At 59.9% G+C, this 12,102-nt stretch carries 10 protein-coding genes and 1 CRISPR repeat array; all 10 genes read right to left on the reverse strand.

The features are described from left to right. Positions 1 to 334: direct repeats of the CRISPR family, unit length 29 nt; unit sequence GGGACTATCCCCGCGGGTGCGGGGACACC. Positions 335 to 368: 34 nt separating this feature from the next. The 10 genes from cas2e to BUA15_RS08265 all read right to left on the reverse strand — a co-directional run bounded on the left by cas2e (position 369) and on the right by BUA15_RS08265 (position 12,000). Next, positions 369 to 791, reverse strand: a complete 423-nt coding sequence (gene cas2e, locus BUA15_RS08220; protein ID WP_072715509.1) for a type I-E CRISPR-associated endoribonuclease Cas2e — start codon at positions 789 to 791, stop codon at positions 369 to 371. After that, positions 769 to 1,662 (reverse strand): type I-E CRISPR-associated endonuclease Cas1e, encoded by an 894-nt coding sequence (gene cas1e / locus BUA15_RS08225; protein ID WP_072715510.1) that lies wholly within the window; start codon positions 1,660 to 1,662, stop codon positions 769 to 771. Before cas1e ends, cas2e begins: the two co-directional genes overlap by 23 nt. Before the next feature lie 11 nt (positions 1,663 to 1,673). Further along, positions 1,674 to 2,474 (reverse strand): type I-E CRISPR-associated protein Cas6/Cse3/CasE, encoded by an 801-nt coding sequence (gene cas6e / locus BUA15_RS08230; RefSeq protein WP_084660551.1) that lies wholly within the window; start codon positions 2,472 to 2,474, stop codon positions 1,674 to 1,676. After that, positions 2,464 to 3,225 (reverse strand): type I-E CRISPR-associated protein Cas5/CasD, encoded by a 762-nt coding sequence (gene cas5e, locus BUA15_RS08235; RefSeq protein WP_218587571.1) that lies wholly within the window; start codon positions 3,223 to 3,225, stop codon positions 2,464 to 2,466. The genes cas6e and cas5e overlap by 11 nt, the downstream gene beginning before the upstream one ends. Further along, positions 3,222 to 4,493: a type I-E CRISPR-associated protein Cas7/Cse4/CasC gene (gene cas7e, locus BUA15_RS08240; protein WP_072715513.1), complete on the reverse strand. Its 1,272-nt coding sequence runs from the start codon at positions 4,491 to 4,493 to the stop codon at positions 3,222 to 3,224. The genes cas5e and cas7e overlap by 4 nt, the downstream gene beginning before the upstream one ends. A gap of 50 nt (positions 4,494 to 4,543) precedes the next feature. Further along, positions 4,544 to 5,095 carry a type I-E CRISPR-associated protein Cse2/CasB gene (gene casB, locus BUA15_RS08245; RefSeq protein WP_072715514.1) on the reverse strand — a complete coding sequence of 184 codons (552 nt, stop codon included), beginning with the start codon at positions 5,093 to 5,095 and terminating at the stop codon, positions 4,544 to 4,546. A 23-nt stretch (positions 5,096 to 5,118) separates the two neighbouring features. Next, complete coding sequence (gene casA / locus BUA15_RS08250) at positions 5,119 to 6,639, reverse strand: type I-E CRISPR-associated protein Cse1/CasA (RefSeq protein ID WP_072715515.1); 1,521 nt, start codon at positions 6,637 to 6,639, stop codon at positions 5,119 to 5,121. Positions 6,640 to 6,736: 97 nt separating this feature from the next. Beyond that, positions 6,737 to 9,340 (reverse strand): CRISPR-associated helicase/endonuclease Cas3, encoded by a 2,604-nt coding sequence (locus tag BUA15_RS08255; protein ID WP_072715516.1) that lies wholly within the window; start codon positions 9,338 to 9,340, stop codon positions 6,737 to 6,739. 19 nt (positions 9,341 to 9,359) lie between these two features. Next, positions 9,360 to 9,878, reverse strand: coding sequence for a 3'-5' exonuclease (locus BUA15_RS08260; RefSeq protein ID WP_245771982.1), 519 nt, complete (start codon positions 9,876 to 9,878; stop codon positions 9,360 to 9,362). Positions 9,879 to 10,632: 754 nt separating this feature from the next. Continuing rightward, entirely contained in the window at positions 10,633 to 12,000 is a 1,368-nt protein-coding gene (locus tag BUA15_RS08265; RefSeq protein WP_084660552.1) for a Zn-dependent hydrolase, read from the reverse strand. Positions 12,001 to 12,102 lie beyond the last annotated feature (102 nt).

Raw genomic sequence — 12,102 nt, forward strand, 5'->3', positions numbered from 1 at the left:
GGGACTATCCCCGCGGGTGCGGGGACACCTCCAACATGTCGATGCACGCCTCGCTTAGATAGGGACTATCCCCGCGGGTGCGGGGACACCACGTTTCCCGCAACGTACAGATCGCTGGTGATGGGACTATCCCCGCGGGTGCGGGGACACCGTGAGCCCGTGGATAGCCCCTTGCACCGTCAGGGGACTATCCCCGCGGGTGCGGGGACACCTTGTCCAGAACGGTGAAAGCCGAGCCGTATATGGGACTATCCCCGCGGGTGCGGGGACACCACGTCTACCCAAATCATCACGTCACCATGTTTGGGACTATCCCCGCGGGTGCGGGGACACCTCTATGCCATTATGGCACTATCAAAAGATAAAGCTTATGAAGCGGGCCCTTCTGCTTCATCCAGGTTTAGTCCTTCCATCAGACGCAGAACCGGATCGCCTGCTTCCAGAGGTGGCTCCTCAGCCTGGACCAACCTTGCCAGTTCTTCCACGTCGTGCGCAGTCGTCAGCCCACGCCACGCCAGCCACAATCCCTCGTACTCCACCAATTCCTTTTTCGGCCAGCCCAACAGCCGCATGTCGAGCCCAGAAGGCGCCTTTCGGTTGCGCCAGAGCAGCACTACGCCACCATCCGGCGGAATCAGCTCGGCCCAGGATAGCAGAACCTGCCAGACGCGCTCGCGCACATCTCGGGGCATTCGAGGTGCTACATATACGCCCGGCGCTATTTCCAGCATGCAGGAAGCCAGGAAGCCTCGGAAACGCCCAGGTGTGTTACGGGTCACGGCGATTGTCATGTTCGTCAATCAGCGCTTTAATATGATCGATCATGCGCGGAATTACCTCTTCTTGCTGCAGCGTGCGGCCCGCCAGCGTGCGGGTTACCGACTCAATATCGTGTCCCCCTTCTGTCGTGAATTGTCGCACCGCTCGAAAAGCAACCGGTATCGTAATGGTAGTTCGAAATAGATCGGCAATATCAAGCGCAAAAGCATGCCCTGAGGCCTCATGGATAAATCCAAGCTGGGGAATCGTACCCGTTACCGCTACAGCAATTCGGGCAGCCGCATAAACCGCAACCGCAGCATGATTGATCGCGTTGTTCATTAGGTCATTTAGCTCTGGACGTTGCCGGTCGTACCGACGGCCTTGCCAGTCAATCCTGAACTGACGGGCTAGCTGCCGGTAGCTTTCCTTCACACGCGCCCCTTCGATTCCGCGTAGTGTGTTTAAATCCTGGATATACGGTGGCAATTGACCACCGAGACGAATGGCGTACATGGCTCGCGCGACCTCCAGTCGCGCTGCTTCGTCAGCCCACAGACGTGCATGCCGACGCGCTCGCTCTGAACGGTCTGGGCCAAACGGCATGCTGACAGCGTAAAGACGCACGCCGTCAGCTCCGACAGCCAGCAATCCGGTCTGCTGCCGGGCCAGCAACCGCAGTGCATCGTGGCTGACCACTGTGCCTGGCCCCAACAAGATATTAGAGACCTGCTGTAATGGTATATTGTACGTACCGGCTGCCAGCCGATCAGTCCCCGCCGTAGTAAACACGAGCGTCCCATCTTCAGCGCTCAGACGTCCTCGTTCCAGCCACAGGAGTCCATGCCGATCGGCCTGAGGCACTCGCGCCGTCTCAAGGCCAAGACGTCCTTTGAAGACCATTGGCTTTTCTGTCAGGCTCGTCGCAGCTTAAGCATGCCATAACCAAAGCTTGTGTGCCGCCCAATTCCTCGACGTAGCATCCGCAAGAATGCTTCGCTGCTGGTAACGGTCAGCACTCCTTCGAAGGTGACGTCCGGACGCTGAATCACCGTTACCGAACGCTGCGCTCCCTGCATCCGTCGGATCATCCGCTCAATGGAAAAACGGGTTATACGGACACTTTCAAGCCGAGCCCCCCCTTTCTCAGACCGGGCCATTTGACGTCGAAGCCATGCTACATAGACCGACTCGCGATCCAGCCTAGCATCGGGCTGGTTCCATGCGGCATCGAGAAACACATCCAGTTCCTGGCCTTTTTTCCAGGTCCGTCCGCGAGATGATCGCCCGGCCGAAGCCTTTCGCACCACCGGACAGACCCGCACTGCAAAGGCTAACCGGGTCCCTGGAGGAAACAAGGTAGGCATCGGCTTTGAAGCACCGCGCTCCCAGCTACAGATGGCATAAACAGCCGGACTGGCAAAACCTTTAGCAAGCTCCTGGAGCACTTCCCACGGCACATCCGCATAGCCGAGCACCCGAATCCAGCGACCGCTCTGATTTTCATTTTCCACAGAAAATGGTCGGGGAGCCTGTTGCTGAAAAAGTTCACCCAGCGCACAGTGTACCAGATAGGGCAAATTTACCGGTCGGCGCATCCGTAAAAGACCGAGCATGCGGCCCAGTTCATACAGGCGCCGGACGTCGAGCCAGAGCTGCACCATGTAAAACGGCATGGTTCCGGCCCGGGTCTGAGGCAAAGCGCTATCCTTCATGGCGTCCTTCGGCGGTATGGATGGACAGTTCTCCCATGGCAATCCAACGGCTACCTACGTGGATCTGGTTGGCCCAGTCGCGTCGATCGGTAACCGGCCATCGCCGGTTCTCCCGAACATCCCCGCCTGGAGGCGGATCGTCGGGGTGAACCTGCCACCAGACGCGGTACATTGGCCCCGAGTCAGCCCGCCTATCCAGCGGGGCACGTTGCAAAGCCTCCAGTAAGCTGGCGGCCTCCATACGCTGCAGAAAAAGCGGCGCAGCCGGCAAACAGGGCTTGCGACCGATAAACAGCGGCCGGGCCGGGAAGCGCAGGGCCTGTTCAAGATCCACCAGCGTAGGCGACGCATCCGCTGGTTCGAGCGTGAGGGCAACGGTATACACCGCGTCGGCCCAGTAATCGCGCAAGCGAATATGCGTACCCGTGCGGGCAGCACCTCCCATTCGCTTCTCCAGCACTCCCCGCGTGGTCCAGGCCCGATTATCTTGCATAAACGGCTGCGACAGATCTACCGTCTGGTAGTCCCGCAACGGTTGGCCGCGCCGGTCTTCGCGCACGGCGTAGCGGAGGCGCTCCTGCAGACGCTCCAGACGGGCCGTTTCGGCATGCTCATAGCCCAGCGCATTGGCCAACAGACCGGCCATCATGGAAAGCGCCGGATAGGGCTGGATAAATCCATACTGATCCACAATGGGCGCCCCAAAACTCATCAGCGGCGCATCAAAGCGCAACAGAATGACCTCCATCATGCACCTTCCCGGATCTTTTCGGCGACCCAGTTGGCAATTTCCGGTATGGAGTGCAGCGCATCCACCTGGAGCTGGCAGCGCACCTCTTCAGGTAGGTCGATAGCTGCCAGGCGACGTTCCGTCAGCTTACCATACATTCGATCCATCTGCTCGACGTATCTTCCCAGGGCGCGGTAGCTGTTGATCAGCACGCCTTCGCCATTCAGTGGTACGGGCCTGTGGAAAGCATTGGCCAGCGTGCGCGGCTGAGACCGCCCCCATTCCACCAGCATAAACTGGGCGTAGGCATGCGGCGCGGTCGAACCCAGCTTGGCTCCCGGCGAAACGGTAGCGATCAGATGCAGCAACCGCTGCACAACTTCGGCGGCCAGCGTGCGATCGGCCTGCTGCCAGTCCGTGCGCGGCACTCCTTCCAGGTTTGAAACCAGCAACGGCACGTCCACCACTACGTAGCTGTAAAACAGACCACTGGTCAGCTCCTGATTGTTGAGATGCCCGCTGCCTAGCTCGCCTTCACCGTCCTGGACTACCAGCTCATCTACCGCCGTAAAGTAGTCGCTTTCGCTTTCTTCCGCGTGCGTCGTGAACGCGTGCGCTACGTGAATGGCAGCGTCGCCCCGAGCCAGCACGTCGCTCGTAGCCATACGCCCGAACAGCGCCGCATCCAGTCCGGCTGCCAGCCTCAACCCTCTGAGATTCTGCCGTAGATCGCCCTTGCCGATGGCCTGCAGCTCCTGATATACCTGCTCCAACTGCTCCCCGGAAAGCGGCGTTGACGCGTTTTCCCACACCTCGCGCAGGGCATCCAGCCGCTCCCGGATGATCCGGCGCAGATAATCGACTTCCGGCCGGCCCAGGACAATGAGCTGGTTCGATTTGAGCCGGTCCAGCAGCGCTTCGTCGTCCGCTTCGTCGCGCATCAGCCTGTTGAAGTCGGCTCTGCTCAGCGCTTCGTCTGAAACGATCAACTGCTGCAGATGCAATGCGAAGGCAACGACCAGCCGCAACGGATATCCTTCCTCAACAAGGGGTCTGGCAATCAGTCGTTTAAACGTCTCGCGTGATCGCACGGAGCGAGGCACGTCGATCCCATAGAGGGCATGTTCCCCGGCGAAATTGCGCCAGTGGTACTTCAGACACTGCGAGGAAATCCGGGTGCGTGTAACCCCCCCGAAGGGCAGGCGCTTGGCAAATCCAGCGTCGTCCCGGTTGAGCAGCGCGGCGGGATACGCCGTCAGGGTGTGGATCTGAACGAATGCGGGTACCATGGCCTTTACGAGCTTGGTTGCAGGGAAACAGCCTGTATCGACACGAGGCCTCAGGGAACCTCGCCTTCTTGCTGATAGCGCCGGGCGTAGTAAGCCCGAGCAATACGCAGCCGGACAGCATCGGCGCGTTCGCCTGTTTGCTCAAAGAGCAGCTCCGCTACGTCTGCCCAGTTCGCTGGCTGCTCTCTGGCCGAAAGGTATTGGGCCATTCTCCGGAGAAAGATGGCAAGCTGCAGCCCTCGGGCCCGGAGGAGCTGAGTGAACCGCAGTTCGGACCATCCGGCGTCGGCCAGGGCGCGTCCGAGTGGAACCTGATAATCGTGCAGATTCCGGCGTGGATCGACGCAATGGGCCATGCTTATGAGCAGCGTGGCCCAGCGGCGCTCGTCTGCTTCGTCACCAATACGTACGGGCGCCCCTTCATCCTGCAGGTAGAACAGCACCCTCCACAGGGCGGGCGTGAACGGTGCTTCAAGAGCTGCCCGTCGTAGTTCGGCACGCTCTCCAGCCGAAAGCGCCTCCGAGGCCAGTAATCCGGCTACCTTGCCGACGGCCTGGCCACGCGTAATCGACGGTGCTTCGGTTCGAATCGGCGTAGTCATGAGCAGACCCTCCTGTTCGGGTATTAGACCGAAAAGGCGTAGGGCAACACCTCACGGGCGTTGCCCTCGAAGATCGCATGGGCCCGGCTGCGCGCCCGCCAGCGATGCGCAGAGGCGATGGGCGTGCTGCGCTCAGCCGCGGCAAACTGCCGCTGCGCTTCTTTCAGCAGGAAGTTTTCCCAATCGCGCCGAGCTGTTTCCTCATCCTGCTCCACCGAAGCCCAGAGATTGTCAAAAAAACAGCTATCCACCGCCCGGTCGAAGGCTTCGATCCACGGTGCCACCTGCGCCTGCTCCACCCGGGCATCTCGCCCGCCGCTCAGCAAAGCAGCAAGGGCTGGATAGAGCACCTTGCGCTGCACCTCAGCAGCCAGGCGAACGCGCTGTTCAGCTCGGCGGGCCAGCGTCGCGCGCTGCTCCCTGGATCCGGAGAGCCATCGCGCTGCCGGCCGCGACACCGGAACGATCCGGCAGTGCAAGCCACCGGTTTTTCCCTCACCGCGCACAAGGGTACGCGCTACCAGGTATACACCAGCCCTTTCATCCGCTCGAAAGGAAAGCGCTACAGGCGGCTCATAATCGCCCGAGAGAAAGACCTGTTGGAGCAGCCGGTACGTGAAGCCGCTATCGCTAACGGTCAGCGCCCGGGGCTTTTTTCTTTCCACAGGCGTCCAGGGGTCACCCGTGATGCCCTTCAGTTCCTTCGGTGCTGCAATGCGTGGCCCTCTGGTGTTGGCACGCCAGCACACGATGCGCCCAGCTTTCTCCAGAAATCGGATTCGGCGACACACTTCAATGAAATACGGATCGCAGCTTTCGAGCGGAATACCGCTATGCTTCTTTCCATCCCAGGGCAACAGCCAGAGCAACGCATGACCGTCCAAGTTGTAGCGATCGGCAAACGACGGACGCGCCTCAAGCAGCACCTCTACGTCACGGCGAAAATGGGCCCCAGGCGTAAGCGCTCTGGTGAGCCCTACCAGAGGACGGTTCCCATACCCTCCATTCATGCGTACGATGCCGTAGTTACCCTGGCCATGATAGCCCTCCATCGTCTGCAGCGTCACCAGCGCAAACAGCCAGTGCTCAGGCCGGGGGTGCACGATGCGCCGGGCCTTTACATCGTGATTTTTCGAGGTGATCAGCACATCGAGTTGATCCGGCGTTTGCACGTCGTCCCGGTAGCTGGCTGCTTCCAGGGAGCCTTCCGGAACAGGCGGTTGCAGAAAGGCTGGACGGCGGAGATCGGACACCACCAGATACCAGGCCGCCTCTTCGCCACCGGCCAGCTCAAGCAACGCACGCCGCCAACGGTTGGCCTCCTCGGGAAAGGTACCCGGCATAATGCGCGCTACAGCCATTGCGACAAGTTGCACCAGAAAGCTGTGCCAGGCCTGTTGCTGGTGCGGCTGCAGCACTTCAAAGCCAAGCACCGTATCGGCCAGCAGCGCGACAATCACCTCCGGCAACGTACAGGCTCGCACCGTCTCATCGCGGAAGCGCACGTGAATTAAGGGATCGCTTAACAGTGAATGCCGCAGCATTGCTACCGCTCAGAGATGAATGCCCGGTTTAAAAGCGCTTTTTCAAGGTAAAAAAGGGTGGTGACAACGGTATGTCACTCGAAGCAAGAAAAAGTATCTACGCATCTCGTCGAAGTCCGAGCCGGTCGTACCGGAACCAGACGCCGGCAACCTCGAAACGCAATCCGCCCTTGAAGGGCATCACGTTCGAGACTTGTGGACTTGGGGGCAGCTCGCCGCCAATCATCCAGGAAGGAACTGGTAAGACCTCGACCGGCTGGCCAAATGGTCCTTTTGTAGGTCTGGATAGTTCGACGCGATAATCATCATCGCCCAGACGCGTGCGCGGCGCAATATCCTGCCCGAAGGGATGCGTGCCAAAGGGCCGGTCAAAGTGAAGCCCGGTTATTTCGGGCACATAGCGGTCGGCTGCTTCCTGGCCCAGAATTTTGCGCTGATGGGCCTCCCAGCGCTCGCCTTTTTCCTGAACGATCTGCTGCAAAACAGCCGGATGGGTTGCCTGCTCGACCAGGCGGCGGTTATCCCGGGGGAGCTGCCATACAGGACGCTGCTCTAGCACGCGCCAGGTTGCCTCAATTACACGGAGATCCGGGTAGACAGTCCCCAGCCCCTGCGGACCATACGCTTCCCCATTATTGCAAATGCTGTCGCTCAGATCGCGTTGCGCTGGCGTCAGCACCAGACACCGCGCATCCTCGTAGCCCTGAGGACGGGAACGCTCATGTCGATGCAGCCGTCCGATTCGCTGCAGCAACACGTCGATCGGACACAGGTCCGTGATCAGCAGATCGGCATCAATGTCCAGGCTCTGCTCCACTGTTTGCGTGCAAACAGCCACGATGCCCCGCCTGGAGCTTTCTTTGCCAAAGGCTGCCTCAATCGCGGCGTCCAGCGCTCGGCGATCCTCCGGGGCGTAGCGGCTGTGATGTGGCACAGGCTGGCCATTGCAGGTCAGCAGCAACGAACGGTCGTCGCCAGCCGCTGCTTCGAGGGCCTGCTGCGCAGCCAGACAGTCTTCCACCCGGTTGCGGATGATCAGTACCCGTGCCCCGGCACGGGCGTGTTGCAGGGCCAGTCTGGCGATTTTTTCTGGCTTATCGGCGATCGGTGCCAGACGCATCGTTACCCGCTTCTCCCGTCCGGACGATGCAGCAGACACCATAGTAGGAGGCTGGCGGCGGGTGGCATCCACATGCGTCAGCAAAGGATAGGGGAGGTTTTGGGCTGCTTCAAGAGATGGCAGTGTCCCATGCCCTCCTGTCACGTAATGCATGCGAGCCGTTGCCCCCAGCGTAGCCGACATGAGCAGCGCATGCCCACCGGCTGCCAGATGATACCTCAGCACCCGCTCCAGCAGCGCCGTCATGTAAGCGTCCGAGGCATGCACTTCGTCGATTACCAGAAAATGGCGCAGCAGCGCTGCGGCCCGCATGTGCGCGTGGCTGACCTGAAGCCCAGCCAGCAGCACCTGATCAATAGTTCCTACCACAACAGGACCGGCCAGATACCGCTTGGGGTGTTCGGCCGCCCATCCGCGATAATGCATCGCTTCGTCGTCCCAGAGCACGCCAAAGTCTGGCAGGCGCACCGACTCCTGATCGTCAACGCGTAGATAGCCCGGCACGGCTAAAATTACAGGAGGCCGCCCTTCTTCTGGAAAAATGCGTCGGATGATTGCGGTAATGCGCCGATGGATCTGCGAAGCCGCGCTGCGGGTGGGCAAGGCGAAATACATCCCGTCGACCAGGCCTTCCTGGTACAGACGGAGAAAACGCGCCACGGCTGCCTCGGTCTTTCCCGAACCCGTGTCCGATTCCAGAATGGTCAGGCTCCCCTGGCGGTACACCGGAAGGTCATAGCAGGCCTGCTGGATAGGATAAGGTGTACCCGCCTCAATCACTCCGCGAAATCCCACGGGCTCTGCGCCCAGCGCTTCCCGTCCGAGCGTGGATTCCAGAAAGAGTACCTGTACCGCCTGCCGAGCTCCCTTCCGCGCTCGCTCAATCGGAAGCATCGGATCTGCTGTCTCCTCGGCATAAGGAAAAAAGCGCGTATCCGAGCCGATCCAGTCTGCCAGCGTCAGAAGGCCGTTGAATGCGTGTTGCAGGCGCGGATTTTCCGGAAAGGGTCTGCCCTCCGATTGGAAAGCGTCTGGAAACCACTGGTGCACAAGTTCGGCCAGACGGCGCCAGGCCTCCTGGGGATTGCGACGCGCGTTGGGCCGCCAGAGGTACGCCCGAAAATCCCCTTCCGGCACCACTGGCCGTCCGTGATGTCCCCACGTTGCCAGCAAGAAATGGTAGAAGACCTCTTCCGAAGCAAACCAGGAAGCCATTGCTCGTATCCCGAGCGGTTCCAGCCACTGGATAGGTTCATCAGCACAGAGCATTTCAACAACCGGGCGAACGTGCCCTGGACTCTTTGAATGCGGGACAAAAGCCTGATCCTGAAAGCCGTGATTGGCCTTGCCGGCATCGTGCAATGCAGCCAACACGGCCAGCCGTGCCACGTGCACTTCCGTCAGATCATCCCATCCAATCAATGTGGCCAGCCGTCGCCGGAGCAGTGTCTGCTGCAGCAACGCCTCAACAACGGCGGCCACGTCGGCCGCGTGAGCAACCAGGGGATGCCAGGCCACAATATGCCCCTGTTCGTACTTAAGCTTCGCCCAGAACTGCGAAGGGGCCGGTGCTCCCTGCATAAACGGCGTAACGATTGCGTTAGTGATAAGTCCAGGTTAATTGCTGCATGCCAGCATCGGATAAGGTCCGGAGTTTCCCTCTGGCTACCAGCTTCCAGAAAAGCGCCCGGGTTGCGCGAGCATCAGCCGCAGCCGTATGCAACGTTTCTGTTGACTCGACGCCAAGAATCTGAAGCAACGCCCCCAGTCGGTAATCCGTCTGTTCAGGAAGAAGTCGCCGGGCCAACCCGAGCGTATCAATAAAACGGACTGGCGGCATGGCAAGGCCCAGCTTTCCAGCCTCGTGCGTAACGAACCAGAAATCAAAACGCAGATTATGTCCCACCACCACGCCCTTGCGAAAGTGCGCAAAGAGCGCCATGAACTGAGCACGCGCCATACGTTGCGTTCTCGTGCCCTGCCAGAGTAAAAGGGGTTTTTGCACATCAATCAGCGCGAGTTCCACAATGGTCGCGCCACGGTCAGGCCGGAGTCCACTGGTTTCCACATCAAAGAAAAGCAGCGGGGCCACTTCAAGCGGCAGTTCTTTCCAGCGCATGTCTGCCCGGGAGTTGGGTCCCTTACAGCCAGGCCAACGGGTTCTTGAAACTTAGCAGATCTGGAGCGCTTGTTTCAAACGTTAAGCGCACGCCTCGTCCGCGCTGATTTTTTCCATCCCAGCGGCTTCCATCATACCGCCCAGAACATGCACCTGGTCGTTTCGGTCAATCCCCCTCCGCTTCTTCGACCGCACGTCCCGATGCCATCACCACAGCCCCTTCCTCCGGCTGCGTCCACAGGAACCGCTTCCCACTCTGCTACCGGAACCAATCCAGAATACGCCGCTTCAGCGTATCTACAGGACTGATCCACTGATGGCGATTCTCAGGATTCAAGCGATAGAAAAGCAGGTGGGGCGCAAATTCCTCGCTCCCATGAGGCCACAACTCCACAAAACGCCCTTCACCCAGGATACACTCGCCTCACAAATGGATAATCAGAAAAATCATCTTCATTTTGATAGATTATGCGTAACAAATTTTTCTCCATATGAACCATATGGGTCAGGGAAAACAGGGCGAAATGATCACAGATACATCTCTGAGCAGACATTCATTGTCTTCTATCCAGCACGCTTTTATGGTCATATTCCGCCATTTCTCATAGGCGCGCGGAATGCGTAATGAAAGGGACAAGCTGAATCCTCTCTATTCTTTCCCAGTCTGGTCCAATGTAATGACGGATCCGAACACTGCCAGATTTCCTGGATACACCGATGCATTCCCCTGAAAAAAACAGGCCACGGCAGGAAATCAGCGCACCCATGGGGCTTCGTCGAGGCGAAGCAGTGCATGAAGCAGAACGTTGGCGCCGTTTGCGACGTCTTCGGGTCGGGAATACTCTTTCGGGGAATGGCTGATGCCGTCCACGCTGGGAATGAAGATCATGCCGGTCGGTCCCAGCCGGGCCATGTCCTGCGCATCGTGCCCGGCTCCACTGGGCATGCGCTTCGCCGACAGACCCAGCGCCCGCGCAGACGCCTCAATGACGTCCCGCACCCGTGGGTCGGTAGGGGCCGGTTTGTTGACGTTAATCGGCTCGAACCGGACGCTTACTCCGCTGTCCCGGGCAATGGCTCGGGCTTCCGCTTCAATGGCCGCGTACAGCCGCTGAATTCTGGCATCATCCAGGTCCCGCAACTCCAGACTACAGACCACGCGCCCCGGAATGACATTGGGCGCTCCGGGATGGGCTTCAATCTGACCCACGGTGCCGACCTGGCGTCCCGGCTCCGAGGTAACCACGCGGTTGACGGCCTGGATAAACCGGGCAGCCGCCAGCAACGCATCCCGGCGTCGATTCATCGGCGTGGTCCCTGCATGGTTCGCCATCCCTTCCCACGTAACCCGCCACCATCGAATGCCCACGATCCCCTCGACCACTCCGATATCCACCTGCTCCTCATACAGCACGGGCCCCTGCTCGATGTGCAATTCAAGGTACGCGGCAATGTCGCCCGGCCTGCGCACCACTTCGTCCAGGCGATCCGGATCGCCGCCCAGAAAGCGAATGCCTTCGCGGATCGTTTTGCCGCTGTGACTGACGTGGTTCAGCTCTTCCGGCGGCAGCTCCCCGATCCAGGCACGGCTGCCGATCAGGCCCCCTTCTTCATTCTGAAAGATGACCACCTCCAGGGGATGGCGGAGCGTGACGCCCTGCTCGCGCAGCGTCTGGGCCACTTCAATCGCGCTCAGCGATCCCACTGTACCATCGTAGTTGCCGCCATTGGGCACCGTGTCGATATGAGACCCCATCACCAGCGGCGGTCGGTCTGGCTCGCGTCCCGGACGGCGCCCTATGATGTTGGCAGCCGCGTCGATCTCGACCTCCAGGCCTGCGGCGCGCATCCATGCGATCACCTGGGCCCGCCCCTGACGATCTGCTTCGCTGTAGGCAACCCGGCTGGTTCCCCCGGGTCCGCGTCCAAACATGGCCAGTTGCTCCAGATGGGCCCACAGACGCTCGGCGTTTACGCGCAGCGTAGCCTGCCCCTCGTCCTCTGCTACCCGTGCCCACGCAGCAGGTCCCCAGATTCCCAGGGCCCCGGTGGCCGCAAGCGTTGTGCGCAGAAAGGTGCGGCGCGATTGCTTTGTCTGGTTAGCCAACCGCTGGACTTTCATCGCCCTGGTGACAGATCAAACGCTATCCTACACCTGGTGATTAATGTCAGAAATTTTTAAAATTCCATCCATATAATCAATTATTCTCAGAATCAAAACTGG

The sequence above is a fragment of the Rhodothermus profundi genome (assembly GCF_900142415.1).
Classification (GTDB): Bacteria; Bacteroidota; Rhodothermia; order Rhodothermales; family Rhodothermaceae; genus Rhodothermus; species Rhodothermus profundi.

Coding starts and splice junctions, on each gene's coding strand:
- cas5e (WP_218587571.1), bottom strand. CDS start 3,225: ATGATGGAGGTCATTCTGTTGCGCTTTGATGCGCCGCTGATGAGTTTT.
- casA (WP_072715515.1), bottom strand. CDS start 6,639: ATGCTGCGGCATTCACTGTTAAGCGATCCCTTAATTCACGTGCGCTTC.
- cas2e (WP_072715509.1), bottom strand. CDS start 791: ATGACAATCGCCGTGACCCGTAACACACCTGGGCGTTTCCGAGGCTTC.
- BUA15_RS08265 (WP_084660552.1), bottom strand. CDS start 12,000: ATGAAAGTCCAGCGGTTGGCTAACCAGACAAAGCAATCGCGCCGCACC.
- BUA15_RS08260 (WP_245771982.1), bottom strand. CDS start 9,878: ATGCGCTGGAAAGAACTGCCGCTTGAAGTGGCCCCGCTGCTTTTCTTT.
- cas7e (WP_072715513.1), bottom strand. CDS start 4,493: ATGGTACCCGCATTCGTTCAGATCCACACCCTGACGGCGTATCCCGCC.
- BUA15_RS08255 (WP_072715516.1), bottom strand. CDS start 9,340: ATGCAGGGAGCACCGGCCCCTTCGCAGTTCTGGGCGAAGCTTAAGTAC.
- cas1e (WP_072715510.1), bottom strand. CDS start 1,662: ATGGTCTTCAAAGGACGTCTTGGCCTTGAGACGGCGCGAGTGCCTCAG.
- cas6e (WP_084660551.1), bottom strand. CDS start 2,474: ATGAAGGATAGCGCTTTGCCTCAGACCCGGGCCGGAACCATGCCGTTT.
- casB (WP_072715514.1), bottom strand. CDS start 5,095: ATGACTACGCCGATTCGAACCGAAGCACCGTCGATTACGCGTGGCCAG.